Raw genomic sequence first — 17829 nt, 5'->3', positions numbered from 1 at the left:
CTGTGGGAGCGGGCTTGCTCGCGAAGAGGCCCGCACCAACACCACATTTATCCCGCAACAAAACTCACCCGAACCTTCAAACCGGCCTGCTCGCCATCGTGCAAGGTAATCTGCGCCAGATGCGCCCGGCAGATCTCTCCGACAATCGCCAGCCCCAACCCTGAGCCTGCAACCTGCTGATTGCGCCGATAGAAGCGTTCAAACACCCGATCCCGCTCTTCCAGCGGAATGCCCGGCCCATCATCTTCGACCTCAAGCACCGCGGGCGCCGCGACCCGCAGAATCACGTTGCCGCCCGGTGGCGTATGCGCCAGTGCGTTGTCCACCAGATTGCTCAACAGTTCATTGAGCAACGTCGGCTCACCGCGCAGCCATACCGGCTCATCCGCCTCCAGCGCCAGCGCGACCCCGCGTGCATGAGCCAACGGCGCCATGGCCATGCCCAGCTCGCGGGCCAACTGACTCAGATCGAGCAGTTGCGCGCCGCCCTCGGCAATCGCCCGGGCACCGTTTTCCACCCGCGCCAGCGACAGCAGTTGATTGGCCAGATGGGTCAGGCGATCGGTGCTTTGCGCAGAGGATTCCAGCGTGCTGCGCCAGGTTTGCGCTTCAGTCGAACGCAGCCCCAGTTCCAACCGCGCCTTCAACGCTGCCAGTGGCGTGCGCAGTTCGTGGGCGGCATCGGCGATGAACTGCGCCTGCCGCTCGAACTGCCCGCGCAAGCGTTCGGTGAAGTGATTGAGCGCGCGCACCAGCGGCCACAATTCATGTTGCACTTCCACCAGCGGCAGCGGCCGCAAATCATCGGGCTGACGCTCCTCCACCGCCGTGCGCAAACGCTCCAGCGGGCGCAGCGCGGCACTCACCGCAAACCACACCAGCAACAAGGCGCCGATCGCGAGCATGCCCAGACGCAGCAGCGTATCGGCCGCCAGACTGCGGGCCATGCTGACCCGCGCCTCATCGGTTTCGGCGACACGGATTTCCGCCATGCCGTTCATGTTCGGTTCGGTGACGGCTTTGAGCAGGCTGACCACGCGCACGTTCTGCCCGCGATAGGTCGCGTTATAGAAGCGCGCCAGCGCTGGATAATCGTCGGTTCTCGGCGTGCCAGGTGGCGGGCCAGGCAGGTTTTCATAGCCGGAAATCAGCTTCTGATGGATGTCGTTGACCTGGTAGTAAATCCGCCCGGCGCTGTCGTAGGCGAAGGTATCCAGCGCCACGTAGGGCACCTCGGCGCTGAGGGTGCCGTCGCGCTGCGACAGGCCGGCGGCGATGGTCCGCGCCGAGGCCAGCAGGGTGCGGTCGTAGGCGGTGTCGGCGGCTTCGCGCCCGTTCCAGTACGCGCTCAAACCACTGGCGAGCATCAACACCACCAGCAGCAACGCGAGGTTCCACAGCAACCGCCAGCGCAGGCTGCTGGGCTTATGCATCGCGGCTTTCCAGCAGGTAACCGAGGCCACGGAAAGTCACGATCGCTACCGGTTGGCCGTCGAGTTTCTTGCGCAGACGATGCACGTAGATTTCGATGGCGTCAGGGCTGGCCTCCTCGTCGAGACCGAACACCTGTGCCGCCAGTTGCTCCTTGCTCATCACTCGGCCCGGGCGGGCGATCAACGCTTCGAGCACTGCCTGTTCGCGAGAGGTCAGGGTCAGCAGTTCTTCGCCGAGGCTGAAGCGCCGGGTGTCGAGATCGTAGGCCAGCACGCCACAGCGCTGTTGGCGCTCGCCACCGAGCACACTGCGTCGCAGCAGGGCTTTGACCCGCGCTTCGAGCTCGGTCAGTTCAAAGGGTTTGGCCAGGTAATCGTCAGCACCGAGATTGAGCCCGTGTACGCGGTCCTTCACATCGCTGCGCGCCGTCAGCATCAACACCGGCAGGTTCTTGCCGCGTGCGCGCAGGCGTGCCAGCACCTCAAAGCCGTCCATGCGCGGCAGGCCGACGTCGAGGATCGCCATTGCGTATTCCTCACTGCCCAGCGCCAGGTCGGCGGCCACGCCATCGTGCAACACGTCCACGGTCAGACCGGTGCTCTTGAGCGCCTGGGCGACACTTTCGGCCAGTTGCAAATGGTCTTCGACGAGCAGAACACGCATGGATCTCTACCTCATTCAGGGATGGCCGACGCCACTCTTTGCCGCGGAGTTTACAGCCGCAACCGCCGCTGTGAAGCCCGAAACCCGCGAAATCCAGCTGAAAGGTTAGTGAAAGGTTAGCCCGTTAGAGTCCGGTCACGGACAGTTTCGACTGCCGTCGCTGCTGCCACACAGCGATACGAAAAACGCCTCGAAGCGTTTTCGACCAATAAGAACAATAAACGGAGTACACCCGCATGCCGTCCTTGCAGACCAAGGCTCCTACGCCTGTTCGTCCTTCTCGTTTGCGCCACGCCACCCTCGCCAGCACTGCTGCCCTCGCCGGTTTTTCGCCGCTGAGCCATGCCGACTTCATCAAAGACAGCTCCGCCACTTTCGAAACCCGCAACATGTACTTCAACCGCGACTTTCGCGACGGCACCAGTGCCCAGCAAAGCAAGCGTGATGAATGGGCGCAGGGTTTCATGCTCAACCTGCAATCGGGTTACACCGACGGCACCGTGGGGTTCGGTGTCGATGCGCTAGGCATGCTCGGGGTCAAGCTTGATTCGAGCCCGGATCGTACCGGCACCGGCCTGTTGCCGACCCACGATGACGGGCGCGCGGCGGACGAATACTCGAAAGTCGGCCTGACCGGCAAAGTGAAAATCTCCGCCACCGAGCTGAAAATCGGCAGCCTGATTCCTGAACTGCCGATCCTCAAACCGAATGACGGGCGCATCCTGCCGCAGACCTTTGAAGGCGGCTTGCTGACCTCCAAAGAGATCAAGAACCTGACCTTCACCGGCGGGCGTCTGGAGAAAGCCAAGGATCGCGACAGCACCGATTTCGAGGACATCGCCCTCAACAACAAGAACAGCCGTTTCGCCGGTACCGCTGCCGGCAAGCATTTCGACTTTGCCGGCGTAGACTACAAGTTCACCGACAAGATCACCGGCAGTTACCACTTCGCCCAACTCGACGAAGTCTACAACCAGCACTTCTTCGGTCTGGTCGCCTCGCGGCCGATGGGCCCGGGCACCTTCGCCACCGACCTGCGCTTTGCCGTCAGTGACGATCAGGGCGCAGCCCGTGGCGGCGAGATCGACAACCGCTCGCTCAATGGCCTGGTCAGCTATGCCCTGAGCGGCCACAAGTTCAGCGCCGGTTATCAGCACATGTCCGGCGACAGCGCGTTCCCGTATGTCGATGGCAGCGACCCGTACCTGGTCAACTTCGTGCAGATCAACGACTTTGCCGGCGCCGAAGAACGCTCGTGGCAGGCGCGTTACGATTTCGACTTCGCGCGCCTCGGCATCCCTGGCCTGTCGTTCATGAGCCGTTACCTGAGCGGTGACAACATCAAGCTTAAGAATGGCGAAGAAGGCAAAGAGTGGGAGCGCAACACCGAGATCAAATATGTAGTACAAAGCGGCGCGCTGAAGGACGTTGCCGTACGCCTGCGTAATGCCACCTACCGTTCCAACTACTCCGCTCGCGATGCCGATGAAGTGCGTCTGCTGGTGAGCTATAGCGTTGCCCTTTGGTAATTGATTGAAATGCCGGAGTGCTGAAGTTCAAAAGATCGCAGCCTGCGGCAGCTCCTACAAAAAAGCCCTACAACAAGAAACCGTGGAGAAACCAATGAATTTGTCACTGCGTAAAGTTGCTCTGGCCGCTGGCGTCATGCTGTTCGCCGGCCAACTGATAGCCGAACCGAAACGTCCGGAATGCATCGCCCCGGCCTCCCCCGGCGGTGGTTTCGACCTGACCTGCAAACTGGCGCAGAGCGCGCTGGTCAATGAAAAACTGCTGACCAAACCGATGCGCGTGACCTACATGCCCGGCGGTGTCGGCGCGGTGGCGTACAACGCGGTCGTCGCCCAACGCCCGGCCGACGCCGGCACGCTGGTGGCGTGGTCCAGCGGTTCGCTGCTGAATCTGGCGCAAGGCAAGTTCGGCCGTTTCGATGAAACCAATGTGCGCTGGCTGGCCGCCGTCGGCACCAGTTACGGCGCCATCGCGGTGAAGAGCGATTCGCCTTACAAGACCCTCGACGATCTGGTCAAAGCCCTGAAGAAAGATCCGAGCTCCGTGGTCATCGGTTCCGGCGGCACCGTCGGCAGCCAGGACTGGATGCAGACCGCACTGATCGCCAAGGCTGCCGGGATCAACCCGCGTGACCTGCGTTACGTCGCCCTCGAAGGCGGCGGCGAAATCGCTACTGCACTGCTCGGCGGTCACATCCAGGTCGGCAGCACCGACATCTCCGACTCCATGCCGCATATCCAGAGCGGTGACATGCGGCTGCTCGCAGTGTTCGCCGACAAGCGCATCGACGAGCCGGAAATGAAAGACATCCCGACCGCGCGCGAGCAGGGCTACGACATCGTCTGGCCGGTGGTGCGCGGTTTCTACCTCGGGCCAAAAGTCAGCGACGAAGACTACGCCTGGTGGAAAGACGCCTTCGACAAACTGCTGGCCTCGGACGACTTCGCCAAGCTGCGCGATCAGCGTGAGCTGTTCCCGTTCGCCATGACCGGCCCGGAGCTGGACACCTACGTGAAGAAGCAGGTGGCGGACTACAAGGTGCTGGCCAAAGAGTTCGGCCTGATTCAGTGATCGTCTCTGTCTAGCGGCTGCGGCCTCGCGCATCGAGGCCTCGGCACAGGAGTTTCCCATGCTCTTACAACGCATTTTCGCCTCGGTGCTGTTGCTGGCCTGCGTCGGCCTGGCGCTGATGGCGTGGCCGTATCAAGCGGCTTTTTCTTACGAACCGGTCGGCCCACGCGCCTTTCCCCTGCTGATGCTCGGCCTGATGGGCCTGGCGCTGCTGTACATGGTGTTCCGCCCGGCACCGATCAAACACAGCGAAGACGAGCCACCGCTGGATCGCCAAACCCTGACCAAGATCGGCATCTGCGTGCTGTTGCTGCTGGTGTTCGCCGGCCTGTTCGAACCGCTGGGCTTCATCCTCAGCAGCATCCTGATCGGCATCCCGATGGCGCGCCTGTATGGCGGTCGCTGGCTACCGAGCATTGTGGTGACAACGTTGATGGCCATCGGTCTGTACCTGCTGTTCGACCGTCTGATGGACGTTCCACTGCCTCTGGGCCTGCTCGACGTTCTGGAGAACTGATATGGATACTCTCGGTTATTTGGGTCAGGGCTTCGGCGTCGCGCTGAGTCCGTACAACCTGGTCACGGCCCTGACCGGCACGCTGATCGGCACCGTGGTCGGGCTGTTGCCGGGCCTGGGTCCGATCAATGGCGTGGCCCTGCTGATCCCGATCGCCTTCGCCCTTGGCCTGCCGCCGGAGTCGGCGCTGATTCTGCTGGCGGCGGTGTATCTGGGTTGCGAATACGGCGGGCGGATCAGCTCGATCCTGCTGAACATTCCGGGCGAAGCCTCCACCGTGATGACCACCCTCGACGGTTATCCAATGGCGCGTCAGGGTCTGGCCGGTGTCGCGCTGTCGCTGTCGGCGTGGAGTTCGTTCATCGGCGCGTTCATCGCCACTTGCGGCATGGTGCTGTTCGCCCCGCTGCTGGCGAAATGGGCGATTGCCTTCGGCCCGGCGGAATACTTCGTGTTGATGGTGTTCGCGATTGTCTGCCTCGGCGGCATGGCCGGCGATCGACCGCTGAAGACCTTTATTGCGGCGCTGATCGGGCTGTTTCTGTCGACCGTCGGCATCGACGCCAACAGCGGCGTATACCGCTTCACTGGCGACAATATTCACCTGACCGACGGCATCCAGTTCGTGGTGCTGGTACTGGGTCTGTTCTCGGTCAGTGAAATTCTCCTGCTGCTGGAAAAAACCCATCGCGGCCAGGAAGCGGTGAAAGCCACCGGACGCATGATGTTCAACTTCAAGGAAGCGGCATCGGTGTTCGTGGTGAACATCCGTTGCGGCCTGCTGGGTTTCATCATGGGCGTGTTGCCCGGTGCCGGCGCGACGCTGGCCAGCGCCGTGGCCTACATGACCGAAAAACGCATCGCCGGTGCCGGCGGCAAATTCGGTCAAGGTGACGCCCGTGGCCTTGCCGCTCCGGAAACCGCGATCGGCGCTTCGGCCTGTGGAGCACTGGTGCCGATGCTGACCCTCGGTGTACCCGGTTCGGGCACCACCGCCGTGATGATCGGCGCGCTGTCGCTGTACAACATCACCCCGGGGCCGCTGCTGTTCCAACAGCAACCGGACATCGTCTGGGGCCTGATCGCGTCGTTGTTCATCGCCAACATCATGCTGGTGATCCTGAATATCCCGATGATCCGCATCTTCACCCGCATCCTCGCCGTGCCGAACTGGGCACTGGTGCCGGTGATCGCGATCATCACCGGGATCGGCGTCTACGCCGTGCATGCGACCACTTTCGACCTGTTCCTGATGGTCGGCATCGGCATCTTCGGCTACATCCTGCGCAAGCTGGATTTCCCGCTGTCGCCCGTGCTGCTCGGGTTCATCCTCGGTGGTCTGATGGAACAGAACCTGCGTCGTGCACTGTCGATCTCCAACGGTGCGCTGGAAATCCTCTGGTCGAGCCCGATCACCTTCGGCGTGTGGATCCTGACCGCGATCATGTTGCTGATGCCGCTGCTGCGCATCTGGCGCAAACGTTCGGCGGCGCAACGCGCCATCGCCGATGTCTGATCGGTCTTCCCTCCGAAGCTGGTGGGCTACCCCGCTGGTCGGTCTGCTTGGCGGTTTTATCGCCAGCCAGATCGGCTGGCCACTGCCGTGGATGGTCGGCTCGTTGCTGGCGATCATCCTGGTGCGCTGCCTGACTCCGTGGCAACTCACGGAAATCCCCGGCGGGCGCAAATGCGGCCAATGGATCGTCGGCATCGGCATCGGCCTGCACTTCACCCCGCTGGTGATGGAGCAGGTGCTGAGTCATTTCGGTTTGATTTTCTTCGGCGCACTGGTCACCAGCCTGTCGGCGGTGGTCGGCGTGTGGTTGATGCGCCGTACCGGCGAAGATCGCGCCACGGCATTTTTCTCGAGCATGCCCGGTGGTTCCGGGGAGATGGTCAACCTCGGCGCGCGCAATGGCGCGCTGCTCAGCCATGTCGCGGCGGGGCAGAGTCTGCGGGTGCTGGTGGTAGTGCTGTGCGTGCCGGCCGCGTTCAAGTATCTGTTGGGCGACGGCACACCGATTTCCCACGCTGGCAACGTCGATTGGCACTGGCTGGCGATTCTGTTTCCTACGGGCGCCCTGCTCGCCTGGCTCTGGCAGCGTTTGCGTCAACCCAATCCGTGGCTGTTCGGGCCGTTGCTGGTCAGTGCCACGGTGAGCATTGCCTGGGACTTGCACATCGGTCTGCCGGACGGTGGCAGCCAGATCGGCCAGTGGCTGATCGGCAGCGGGCTGGGCTGTCACTTCAATCGACAGTTCTTCCGCCGCGCACCGTCATTCATGGGCCGTACGCTGATCGGCACGGCGCTGACCATGTTGATCGCCACATTGGCCGCGCTGGGTTTGAGTGCACTGACCCATCTGGATCTGCGTTCGCTGACATTGGGCATGATGCCCGGCGGCATCGCCGAGATGAGTCTGACGGCGGAAACCCTGCAACTGTCGGTGCCGCTGGTGACGGCGATGCAGGTGATGCGGCTGCTGTTTGTACTGTTTCTGGCGGAGCCGTTGTTCAAGTACTGGAATCGTAATCCCGAGTAACACTGATATACCGAGTTGCCTTCTTCGCGAGCAAGCCCGCTCCCACATTGGTTATGTGCATGCCGCAAAACCAATGTGGGAGCGGGCTTGCTCGCGAAGGGGCCGGCCCGGTCAGCCGATCAGACCGGCGGCAACCGCCACTCGATCGGCGCCTCACCATTCTGCTCGAGAAACTTGTTGGTCCGGCTGAAATGCCCGCAACCGAGGAAGCCCCGATAAGCCGACAACGGCGACGGATGCACCGAGGTCAGCACCAAATGCTTGGTCGCATCAATCAGCTTCTGTTTGCTCTGCGCATGCGCGCCCCACAGCATGAACACCAGATGCGGCTGGCGTTCGCTGACCAGTTCGATGATCCGGTCGGTGAAGAACTGCCAGCCCTTGTCCTTGTGCGCGTTGGCATTGGCGCGCTCGACGGTCATGGTGGTGTTGAGCATCAACACGCCCTGATCGGCCCAGCTCTGCAGGTAGCCGTGGTTGGGGATGTCGATGTTCAGGTCGCGTTTCAACTCTTTGTAGATGTTGACCAGCGACGGCGGCGCCGGCACGCCCGGTTGCACCGAGAAGCACAAACCATGGGCCTGGCCCGGGCCGTGGTACGGGTCCTGGCCGAGGATCACCACTTTGACTTTATCCAGCGGCGTCGAATTCAACGCGTTGAAAATCAGCGGACCCGGCGGATAGATCTCCTTGCCGGCCGCCCGCTCCTGCTGCAGAAAATTGCGCAACTCCGCCATGTAAGGCTGGTCGAACTCAGCACGCAGTGCCTCCTTCCAGCTCGGTTCGAGTTTGATACGGTCGTCAGCAGTCATGGTCATACCCGGCAAAAACAATGGGGCGAACCCTAGGAAAGCCGACCACGCTTGTCAATTGATCTGACGCAGATCCGGCACTTTCCCACACAGCGATCATACTGAACGCTCAACTTTCCGATCGAGGTCACGATGAATCTGCACTTCGAAGAACTTACCGGCACCGACGGCGCCCGCCTCGGGATCGCCAGCCTGGATGCTGAAAAGTCGCTCAATGCGCTGTCCTTGCCGATGATCAACGCCCTGAGCGACAAACTGCACGCCTGGGCCAAGGATCCGCAAATCGTCTGCGTGCTGCTGCGCGGCAATGGCGCCAAGGCGTTCTGCGCCGGCGGCGAAGTGCGCAGTCTGGTAGAGGCCTGCCGCGCCCATCCCGGTGAAGTCCCGCCACTGGCGGCGCAGTTTTTCGCCGCCGAATATCGCCTGGACTACAGCCTGCACACCTACCCCAAACCGCTGATCTGCTGGGGCCACGGTTACGTGCTCGGCGGCGGCATGGGCCTGTTGCAAGGCGCGAGCACGCGGATCGTCACGCCGAGCAGTCGCCTGGCGATGCCGGAGATCACCATCGGTCTGTACCCGGACGTCGGTGCCAGTTGGTTTCTCTCACGGTTGCCGGGCAAGCTCGGCTTGTTCCTCGGTCTGACCGGTGCACACATGAACGGCCGCGATGCGATCGATCTGGATCTGGCCGATCGTTTCCTGCTTGAAGAGCAACAACCGCAACTGATCGAAGGCCTGCTGCAACTCAATTGGCAGGAACAGACCGACATGCAGCTCAACAGTCTGCTCAAGGCCCTGCAACAGGAAGCCGTCGGGCAGATGCCCGAGGCGCAGTGGCTGCCGCGGCGTCAGCAGATCGATGAACTGCTCGACGTCAGCGACGTCACTTGCGCCTGGAAAGCCATCAGCCTGCAACGTGACAGCAGTGATCCGCTGATCGCCCGCGCCGCGAAAACCCTGAGCGAAGGCTCGCCGCTGACCGCGCACCTGGTCTGGGAACAGATCCTCCGCGCCCGCTACCTGTCGCTGGCCGAAGTGTTTCAGATGGAATACACCCTGAGCCTCAATTGCTGCCGGCATCCGGAGTTCAGCGAAGGGGTTCGCGCACGGCTGATCGACAAGGATCAGAAACCGCACTGGCATTGGCCGGACATCAACAATGTCCCGGAGGCGGTGGTCGAGGCGCATTTTCACAAGGTCTGGGAAGGTCGGCATCCGTTGGCGGATCTGACGGTTTACTGATTGCCTGGCAAATCGCAGGCACAAAAAAAGCGGCGCTCAATGCGCCGCTTTTTATTTGCGGATGATTACCAGCGACTGCCTCGCCCGCCGTGGTCACCCCGATTGCCGTGATGATCACGCCCGCCCCGGTCACGATCCCAGCCACCACCGCGGTGACCGTCCCAACGACCACGATCGTTGCCGTGCCAGCGACGACTTTCGTAGTAACGCGGCGCTGGCTGGTAGTGCCGCGGCGCCGCCTGGTAGTAACGTGGCGCCGAGTAGTAACGCGGAGCCGGTTGGTAGTAGCGTGGGGCCGCCTGGTAATAGCGCGGGGCCGAGTAATAGGTGCTGCCGCCGCGGTAGTAAGTGCCGCCCGTGTTGTAGTAGGCCGGCGCGGGTGAGGTGTAGACCTGCGAGCTGTAATAACTGTCTGCGTAGGAGTAGGGAGCGCAACCGGCAACGGAAAACATCATCGCAGCAAGTAGAAGAATTCGTCGATACATGGCGGCCTCCTGGACCGCGGGTAGCCGCACCAGCGACGCTGGCAGGCATCAGTCGTTTATTCGGTGACTGACGAAATATCTGACAGCGTTTTCCGAATCTGGTGCGATTCCGTAACAAGTTGAAACATGTGATTGATGAAATCCTGTTCATTTGCAAAACACTGTCATGCAGCCGCTGCTAACAGCCTTCAGAAAGACCTTCGGCCGCAGCGGTACAGCGCAGCCGACCCAGTCTGTGGGTGTTTGGCCTGGGACAAGTACCGGGCGCGCAAAGGCTGCAGATCAGCGGTGTCAGTCACACTGAGAATCCCCTGTGGGAGCGGGCTTGCTCGCGAAAGCGGTGGGTCAGTGACGAATCACTGACTGACAGGACGCCTTCGCGAGCAAGCCCGCTCCCACAGTTGGTCTGCGTAAGGCCCAGGAATACAACAACGACTATTCGCGCCACTCAGGGAGCAATTATTTCCCGAAAGTGTTGATCGGGTGCTACCACTCAGCAAGCGGATGCACCTTGCACACGCTGCCGTCCCGGGCCGATCATGCGATGTACCAGGCCAAGCAAACCGGCCGTAACCGCACCTGCGTGGAAATGCCTCACTCGCCCTATGCCTGATTCCGACACGAAACCCGACCTTTGCCCGGCCTGTGGCGCGCGCAACGACTGCAGCCTGGCCGACCCGCGCACCGCCGACCAGGCCTGCTGGTGCTATGGCGTGAGCATCGATCCGGCAGTGCTTGAAGCCTTGCCCGCAGCGCTGCGCGACAAATCCTGCCTGTGTCCGCGCTGCGCTCAGGTCGAGGCGCAACTGCAAGCAGCGGCGCGGCCGATCCCGTAAGATACGCGGCCCTTTGTCCGCCGATTCCTGACCATGCGCGTCGACCGTTTCCTCAGCAACCTGCCCCGCTACAACCGTCAGCAGGTTCGCCTGTTGCTGGTGGAAAAGCGCGTGCGGATCGACGGAAAAGTCGTCAGCGACCCGCACAGCGAAGTGCTGGAATTCAGCCGCGTCGAAGTCGATCAAGAAGTCCTGCAAACCGGCAAACCGGCGCGCTACCTCATGCTGCACAAACCGCCCGGCTGCGTCAGCGCCACCCGCGATCCGCAACACCCGACCGTGCTCGACCTGATCGATGAACCGGACAAGGACGACCTGCACATCGCCGGTCGCCTGGACTTCAACACCACCGGGCTGATGTTGATCACCAACGATGGCAGCTGGTCGCGACGCCTGACCCAACCGCAGACCAAACTGCCGAAGGTCTATTACGTCGAGACCGAACAGGAGATCGGGCCGCAATACGCGCTCACGTTTGCCGAGGGCATCTACTTCGCCTTCGAAAACCTGACCACGCAACCGGCGCAGCTCGAAGTGCTCGGCCCGCGAGCGGCGCGCCTGAGCATCGTCGAGGGGCGCTACCATCAGGTGAAGCGCATGTTCGGTCACTTCAACAATAAAGTGCTGCGTCTGCACCGCGAATCCATGGGCCCGCTGTCGCTGGATAACGCGCTAAAACCGGGCGAGTACCGTGCTTTGCGCACCGAAGAGATTCATTTGTTCTAAGCCGGCGACCGCTCAGCAGAAGTTGTCGAACAATTTACCAACGGCACTTGCGCGATCCCCATCCCACTGCTTGAATCAGGACGTCGGCCAGATTGTGACCGATTAGTCACACCATACATCCAAGAAACTTTTTGCCGGTCGTCAGCCCCTTGGGTTGCGCCTCAGCCGGCAGACTGCCCGCCAATAACAACACCCGTCGACCGTAGTCATGGATCGACATGGGCCAGGCAAATTCCAGGCGTATGCCTACCTGTCACAAAGCTCGTGCAATCTCTATTTGCGCGCATACCCGCTTGCTTGCCAGGAGTCTTATGACATGAGGCCAGAAATCGCTGTGCTGGATATACAGGGTCAGTATCGGGTTTACACGGAGTTCTATCGCGCAGACGCCGCAGAAAAGACCATCATCCTGGTCAACGGCTCGATGGCCACGACTGCGTCGTTTGCACAGACTGTGAAAAACCTGCACCCGCAATTCAACGTGGTTTGCTACGACCAGCCCTACGCGGGCAGGTCGAAAATCCACAACCGTCACGAGAAACATCTGACCAAGGAAGTCGAAGGGCAGATCCTGCTGGAGCTGATCGACCACTTCGGCGCCGAACACGTGCTGTCGTTTTCCTGGGGTGGTGCGGCGACCCTGGTTGCCCTGTCACACCAGCCGCGGCGCATCGAAAAAGCCGTGATCAGCTCGTTCTCGCCGGTGATCAACGCACACATGCTTGATTATCTGGAGCGCGGTGTCGATTACCTCGGCCAGCGCGACGGCGACCGCGTCGGGCACCTGGTCAACAGCACTATCGGCAAACACCTGCCGTCACTGTTCAAGCGCTTCAACTATCGCCACGTCAGCAGCCTGGCCGAGCACGAATACGGGCAGATGCACTTCCACATCAGTGACGTGTTGCACAGCGATCGCCAGTGCTACCTGAATGCGGCGAAGAAGATCAACGTGCCGGTGCTGTTCCTCAACGGCGAATGGGATGAATACACCGCCGCCGAAGACGCCCGGATTTTCGGCAGCCACATGGCACACAGCACCTTCACCACGCTGCAGGCCACCGGGCATTTCCTCGATATGGAGCACAAGGCCGCTTGCCGCGATAGCCAGAACGCCCTGCTCGGCTTCCTGAAACCGTCACCGCAGTCGAGCCGAACACGTTACGCGTTCGTCCAGGATCACCATGCATTGGCCATTTGAAGAGGCGTCGTCGCGAGCGAGTCTGTGGGGCTGAAAACCAGCATTGATTGACCTGCAGATTCGCCCGCGAATGACCATTTTCAACGCTGTAACGCGCTGCGAGCAAAAGAAAAACTTCAAATCCGCGCCCGACTCTGGTACAAAGTCAGCCGCTCTGAGCGGGTATAGTTTAGTGGCAAAACGAAAGCTTCCCAAGCTTTAGTTGAGGGTTCGATTCCCTCTACCCGCTCCACTCAATCGGGTCTCACGTCGTGGTTATGACGGGGGATGCAGGAACAGAAAAAACCGGCCTACAGGGCCGGTTTTTTTGTATCCGGGATTTACCCGCATTGCCCCGTAAAGGCCTGCAACACACCTATCATCCCAGCGCGACGCCCCAGCCTAGACTGAATCTTGCCACCGAGCCAATCAAAGGACGATGACCGCTCGGTGGTTATAGTGTTGATCAAAAAAAATCAGTAGTTATAGTACCCACCAAGCACACCAAAAGGAGGTGTTGTGAATAGCCGCTTTTTAATCGGTCAGCTCGTCGCAGACGGTTGGTATCTGGTGCGGGTCAAAGGCAGTCATCACCACTTTAAACATCCCATAAAACCTGGTCTGGTGACGGTGCCGCATCCAAAGAAGGATCTGCTTAAAAAAACGGCCATCAGCATTTTGAAACAGGCGCTGCTTTGACTCATTCCACCGACAGCGTCCAGGAGGTCCACGAACATGCTTTACCCGATCGCAATTTCAATAGGTGATGAAGAACATGCCTGGGGAGTGGAAGTGCCGGATATTCCCGGCTGTTTTTCTGCCGGGGATGATTTGGATGATGCCGTCGCGATGGCTCGTGAAGCCATTGAGGGTCATTTCGAAATTCTGGCCGAGGACGGTGCGTCGATCCCGCCAGCCAGCAAGCTTGGCGTGCACGTAGCGAACCCGCAGTACGCCGGTTGTGCCTGGGCAGTGGTTGATATCGACGTTACCAAATACCTGGGCAAGGCGCAGAAACTCAACATCACACTGCCCGGCTATCTGCTCAACCGCATTGATGAATATGTGCTTCATCACCCGGAAGAGAAAAGTCGTTCGGGGTTTCTGGCTTCGGCAGCGTTGAAGGTCTTGCAGCAAGGTTGAATGCAAATCGGGCCCTCCGCTAGCATTTCTCCATCACCCACCACCCTCCCCCTGCGCGGCCATCGACGAATACGCGTTTTGACTTTCGAGGGACTCCATGGCGCGGCCCCTGTGCCGCTGATGACCGAACTCAAAAGAGCATTTCCACCATGACGCAAAATATTTACGACGACCCAGAGTTTTTCCAGGGCTACAGCCAGATGAACCGCTCTATAGGCGGCCTCGACGCCGCGCCGGAGTGGCCGGCGCTCAAGGCGTTGTTGCCATCAATGCACGATTTGCATGTGGTCGACCTCGGCTGCGGCTATGGCTGGTTCAGTCGTTGGGCCAGTGAGCACGGCGCCGCCCATGTACTGGGGCTGGATGTCTCGGAAAAGATGCTCGAGCGGGCGCGCGAAACCACTGCGGCTGCGAATATTCGCTATGAACGTGCCGACCTTGAACATCTCGACTTGCCGGCCTGCAGTTTCGATCTGGCCTACAGTTCGCTGGCGCTGCACTACATCAAGGATCTGGCCGGACTGTTCGCTCATCTGTACGCGGCGTTGAAACCGGGTTCGTATTTTGTTTTCTCCATCGAGCATCCGATCTTCATGGCGCCGCGCAATCCAGGCTGGCTGGTCGACAGCGACGGTCACAAGCGTTGGCCGCTGGACAGCTATCAGATGGAGGGCGAGCGGGTGACCAACTGGCTGGCCGACGGGGTAATCAAGCAGCACCGCACGATGGGCACGCTGTTGAATTCGTTGATCGCGGCAGGTTTTGCCATTCGCCATGTCAACGAATGGGGGCCGAGCGATGCGGAGGTGGCGGCGCAACCGGCGCTGGCTGAAGAGCGGGAGCGGCCGATGATGATGTTGGTGGCGGTGCAGCGCTAACTCGCGGCATATACATTGTGGCGAGGGAGCTTGCTCCCGCTGGGGCGCGAAGAGCCCCGAAGATCTTGGGCCTGCTTCGCAGTCCAGCGGGAGCAAGCTCCCTCGCCACAGAATTCGTGTTTGCCTTTACCGAGTCGCGACGATAAACAACCGCGGAAACGGCAACAGCACCGAACCATCGGGCAACGCCGGATACGCCTCGGCAACCGCCACCAGATACTGCTGCAGATACTGCGCCCGCTCCTCTTCGCTCAGCGGGCTCAGAAACGGAATCAAGCCACTGCCCTTGAACCACTCCACGATCCCCGCCGCTCCACCGGACAACTGATGGTGATAGGTGGTGCGCCACACATCGACCCGCGAGCAGTGCGGACACAACATCGAGAAGTACTCGCTGGCGCTGGCCATGTCGGTGCGCTGTCCGGCGGCGCCGGCGAGTTTCGCGGCCCATGGGCCGTTGGCGGCGACTTCGCGCATCAGTCGATGGGAAGGCTCGTTGAGGTTGTCCGGCATCTGGATCGCCAGACTGCCACCATCCGACAGCTTGTTGGCAAGTGCCGGCAGCAACGTCGCGTGATCCGGCACCCACTGCAGCACGGCGTTGGCGAAGATCACATCGAACGGCCCTTGATCCGCCCAACTATCGATTTGCGCGACTTCGAACTGCAACTGCGGCAGGCGTTTGCGCGCCGCGGCGATCATGTCTGCCGAACTGTCCAGCCCCCGGATCTGCGCCAGCTCAAAACGCTGCACCAGCAGCTCGGTGGAGTTACCCGGGCCGCAACCGATATCGACCACCGATCGCGCCTGAACCGGGGGAATCGCCGCCAGCAAATCACGGGCCGGGCGGGTGCGTTCATCTTCGAAAGCGACGTATTGTCTGGCGGACCAACTCATTGCGTTCTCCTGTCGGGACATTCCTGCGGTTCGTCACAATACAGGTAGCGCTGCGGGCAGTTCCAGACGGGCTTATTGCAAGGGATTTCCACACTGGTATTCGAACGAAAAATGCTAAAAAAACCGGCCCTCTGGGCCGGTCTCTTATTCAATCGTAGTACCCGACTGTCTTTTTCAGGTGATCCGAATATTCGTAAATATCATCGACTGAGCTAATTGGATGTCGTGTTTCATTTTTATCCTGATCGAAGATACCGATGTACTTCTGAGAACGATTGAAATGCAATCGACAGATAGGCTTGCGATTGTTGTCGTCTAACAAAATACCGAAATAGCTCTGCGTATCACGCTGAACGATGCGCTTGGCATCAACCACAGAGCGAACCAACGCACGAACGATGTGGTAACCCTCAAGCTCTTCCAGTGTTGTTAACACCTTGTCTTCTGACTCGTCGCGCGCATCTATCGGATCCGTCCCAACAATTGCTGATGGTGAGGACGCCAACACTGGCTGGATTGCGCCACTCATTGCTGATTTGAGCCGATCATTAATCTGATCGTTTAAGAACTGAGCCACCGCTTTTCTAGTCAACTCATGGAACTGTTCACGTACTTTTTGTGTAATCACCCCATCGTAGACACGTGATGCAAAGACCTTAACGAAATCATCGTCGGGTTTGCTGACCTGAGCGGCTATGACCTTCTTGATTTGACTGACGTACTTCAGCTCCCCTGCCGCGCTGATTATCGAATCAACATCAAAAGCAGATTTTGTCAGCTTGACCAGTTCGGGAACTGAATACTCATCAATATCCAGAAGGTCGAGCTCAAGAAAAGGTTTTTCATCCATTTTGTTTGGTGCATCTAGATCCGTAAAAAACTTGTAGATCTGGCCGTTGGTAAGGATTGAGATCCGGGCACTGGTGACATGGAAGTAACGAAAGAGCTGAGACGCGTGGTTTATGTGCAACGGTTCACCGATTTTCTTGCACTCAATGAGTATCTGAACTTCGCCCTCTTTCATGATGGCGTAATCAATTTTCTCGCCTTTCTTCGTACCGATATCGCAGACAAACTCCGGTGTCACCTCTGTCGGGTCAAACACGTCGTAACCCAGAACGGTGCTGATGAACGGCATGACAAACGCATTTTTTGTCGCCTCCTCCGTCTGGATCGCAGCAGCTTGCAACCGTACTTTGGCGGCTAGACTGGTTAATTTCTCGAAGAATTCCATGAATGACCTCTGACTAGTTACTGTCCGTGCATTCGCATGCTGGCGAATTGACTGCCAGTTGATCCTAGACGCAAACCCGCACAAAGAAAGTTTTCTAACACAAAGTGTTCCGCCCTATGTCCAGACATGAGCGTTTTCATTGGCGAAAGGCTTTCTCAGTCGAATTTTCGCAACGCCGTCACTGTCTGAACTTCAGGCAATCCCAACAAGGAACACCGCAATGAAATTCGCGAAAATCTCCCAGACCCTGGCCCTCTGGGCCGGTAGCCCGAAAACCTTCATGGGTGCATTGATTCTGATTTTTCTGTGGGGGTTGAGCGGGCCGATTTTTGATTTCAATGACACTTGGCAACTGATCATCAACACCTCGACGACGATCATCACCTTTCTGATGGTGTTCCTGATCCAGAACACGCAGAACCGTGATACCGACATCCTGCATCTGAAGCTTGATGAGTTATTGCGGGTGAACAAGGAGGCGCAGAATGCGATGCTCGGTCTGGAATCGCTGGATCTCAAACAACTCGAGGCGCTGCGCAAGCATTACCGCAGTTTGGGCGAGAGTGAGGTGTTCAACCTTGAGGGGCTGGGGGAGAAGAACAAGCCGAAGCAGGATTTGAATGACTGCTAAATAA

General features: G+C 59.6%; 20 protein-coding genes and 1 tRNA gene. 15 read left to right on the top strand and 6 right to left on the bottom strand.

All coding sequences use genetic code 11. From position 1 onward, the window contains the following. Positions 1-47 precede the first annotated feature (47 nt). Together ACS4NR_RS01260 and ACS4NR_RS01255 are read right to left on the bottom strand one after the other, a co-directional pair. Positions 48-1433 (bottom strand): sensor histidine kinase, encoded by a 1386-nt coding sequence (locus ACS4NR_RS01260; protein ID WP_443533186.1) that lies wholly within the window; start codon positions 1431-1433, stop codon positions 48-50. Continuing rightward, a complete protein-coding gene (locus ACS4NR_RS01255) occupies positions 1426-2097 on the bottom strand; it encodes a response regulator (RefSeq protein ID WP_003222545.1) in 672 nt (223 codons plus the stop codon). Before ACS4NR_RS01255 ends, ACS4NR_RS01260 begins: the two co-directional genes overlap by 8 nt. Positions 2098-2333: 236 nt before the next feature. Here ACS4NR_RS01255 and ACS4NR_RS01250 point away from each other — a divergent pair, with 236 nt between their 5' ends. The 5 genes from ACS4NR_RS01250 to ACS4NR_RS01230 all read left to right on the top strand — a co-directional run bounded on the left by ACS4NR_RS01250 (position 2334) and on the right by ACS4NR_RS01230 (position 7758). After that, on the top strand, positions 2334-3626 hold the full coding sequence (locus tag ACS4NR_RS01250; protein ID WP_166497100.1) for an OprD family porin: 1293 nt from the start codon (positions 2334-2336) through the stop codon (positions 3624-3626). A gap of 94 nt (positions 3627-3720) precedes the next feature. Next, positions 3721-4698: a Bug family tripartite tricarboxylate transporter substrate binding protein gene (locus ACS4NR_RS01245; RefSeq protein ID WP_456018908.1), complete on the top strand. Its 978-nt coding sequence runs from the start codon at positions 3721-3723 to the stop codon at positions 4696-4698. 58 nt (positions 4699-4756) lie between these two features. Continuing rightward, a complete protein-coding gene (locus ACS4NR_RS01240) occupies positions 4757-5215 on the top strand; it encodes a tripartite tricarboxylate transporter TctB family protein (protein ID WP_134785621.1) in 459 nt (152 codons plus the stop codon). A 1-nt stretch (position 5216) separates the two neighbouring features. Beyond that, positions 5217-6731, top strand: a complete 1515-nt coding sequence (locus ACS4NR_RS01235) for a tripartite tricarboxylate transporter permease (RefSeq protein ID WP_027614452.1) — start codon at positions 5217-5219, stop codon at positions 6729-6731. Beyond that, positions 6724-7758 carry an AbrB family transcriptional regulator gene (locus tag ACS4NR_RS01230; RefSeq protein WP_115986178.1) on the top strand — a complete coding sequence of 345 codons (1035 nt, stop codon included), beginning with the start codon at positions 6724-6726 and terminating at the stop codon, positions 7756-7758. Before ACS4NR_RS01235 ends, ACS4NR_RS01230 begins: the two co-directional genes overlap by 8 nt. 119 nt (positions 7759-7877) lie before the next feature. Here ACS4NR_RS01230 and ung read toward each other — a convergent pair whose 3' ends face one another. Next, entirely contained in the window at positions 7878-8570 is a 693-nt protein-coding gene (gene ung / locus ACS4NR_RS01225; RefSeq protein ID WP_007963257.1) for a uracil-DNA glycosylase, read from the bottom strand. A gap of 132 nt (positions 8571-8702) precedes the next feature. Between ung and ACS4NR_RS01220 the strand changes: the two genes are divergently transcribed. Next, on the top strand, positions 8703-9815 hold the full coding sequence (locus tag ACS4NR_RS01220) for a 3-hydroxyisobutyryl-CoA hydrolase (RefSeq protein ID WP_204895733.1): 1113 nt from the start codon (positions 8703-8705) through the stop codon (positions 9813-9815). Positions 9816-9880: 65 nt separating this feature from the next. On the opposite strand, the gene ACS4NR_RS01215 is transcribed toward ACS4NR_RS01220, so the two are convergent. Next, positions 9881-10300, bottom strand: a complete 420-nt coding sequence (locus ACS4NR_RS01215; protein ID WP_166497104.1) for a hypothetical protein — start codon at positions 10298-10300, stop codon at positions 9881-9883. 406 nt (positions 10301-10706) lie between these two features. Here ACS4NR_RS01215 and ACS4NR_RS01210 point away from each other — a divergent pair, with 406 nt between their 5' ends. The 8 genes from ACS4NR_RS01210 to ACS4NR_RS01175 all read left to right on the top strand — a co-directional run bounded on the left by ACS4NR_RS01210 (position 10707) and on the right by ACS4NR_RS01175 (position 15063). Beyond that, entirely contained in the window at positions 10707-10913 is a 207-nt protein-coding gene (locus ACS4NR_RS01210; RefSeq protein WP_456020421.1) for a diguanylate cyclase domain-containing protein, read from the top strand. Next, entirely contained in the window at positions 10906-11136 is a 231-nt protein-coding gene (locus tag ACS4NR_RS01205; protein ID WP_115986181.1) for a cysteine-rich CWC family protein, read from the top strand. Before ACS4NR_RS01210 ends, ACS4NR_RS01205 begins: the two co-directional genes overlap by 8 nt. 33 nt (positions 11137-11169) lie before the next feature. Then, on the top strand, positions 11170-11862 hold the full coding sequence (locus ACS4NR_RS01200; RefSeq protein WP_456018907.1) for a pseudouridine synthase: 693 nt from the start codon (positions 11170-11172) through the stop codon (positions 11860-11862). 316 nt (positions 11863-12178) lie between these two features. Continuing rightward, positions 12179-13063, top strand: a complete 885-nt coding sequence (locus ACS4NR_RS01195) for an alpha/beta fold hydrolase (RefSeq protein ID WP_456018906.1) — start codon at positions 12179-12181, stop codon at positions 13061-13063. 158 nt (positions 13064-13221) lie between these two features. Beyond that, positions 13222-13295, top strand: a tRNA-Gly gene (locus ACS4NR_RS01190). Between the two features lie 266 nt (positions 13296-13561). Then, positions 13562-13741: a type II toxin-antitoxin system HicA family toxin gene (locus tag ACS4NR_RS01185; protein ID WP_007963251.1), complete on the top strand. Its 180-nt coding sequence runs from the start codon at positions 13562-13564 to the stop codon at positions 13739-13741. Between the two features lie 36 nt (positions 13742-13777). After that, entirely contained in the window at positions 13778-14185 is a 408-nt protein-coding gene (locus ACS4NR_RS01180; RefSeq protein WP_095138523.1) for a type II toxin-antitoxin system HicB family antitoxin, read from the top strand. Positions 14186-14334: 149 nt separating this feature from the next. Then, positions 14335-15063: a class I SAM-dependent methyltransferase gene (locus ACS4NR_RS01175; protein WP_456018905.1), complete on the top strand. Its 729-nt coding sequence runs from the start codon at positions 14335-14337 to the stop codon at positions 15061-15063. Positions 15064-15189: 126 nt separating this feature from the next. Here ACS4NR_RS01175 and tam read toward each other — a convergent pair whose 3' ends face one another. Both tam and ACS4NR_RS01165 read right to left on the bottom strand, forming a co-directional pair. Continuing rightward, on the bottom strand, positions 15190-15960 hold the full coding sequence (gene tam, locus ACS4NR_RS01170) for a trans-aconitate 2-methyltransferase (protein WP_456018904.1): 771 nt from the start codon (positions 15958-15960) through the stop codon (positions 15190-15192). A gap of 148 nt (positions 15961-16108) precedes the next feature. Next, positions 16109-17194 carry a type I restriction endonuclease gene (locus ACS4NR_RS01165; RefSeq protein ID WP_456018903.1) on the bottom strand — a complete coding sequence of 362 codons (1086 nt, stop codon included), beginning with the start codon at positions 17192-17194 and terminating at the stop codon, positions 16109-16111. A 220-nt stretch (positions 17195-17414) separates the two neighbouring features. Between ACS4NR_RS01165 and ACS4NR_RS01160 the strand changes: the two genes are divergently transcribed. Beyond that, the gene (locus tag ACS4NR_RS01160) at positions 17415-17825 is read left to right on the top strand and encodes a low affinity iron permease family protein (RefSeq protein WP_456018902.1); all 411 of its coding nucleotides are present in this window, start codon (positions 17415-17417) and stop codon (positions 17823-17825) included. Positions 17826-17829 lie beyond the last annotated feature (4 nt).

It is taken from the genome of Pseudomonas sp. JQ36, assembly GCF_053851495.1.
This window is presented reverse-complemented; position numbering and strand designations above follow the sequence as displayed.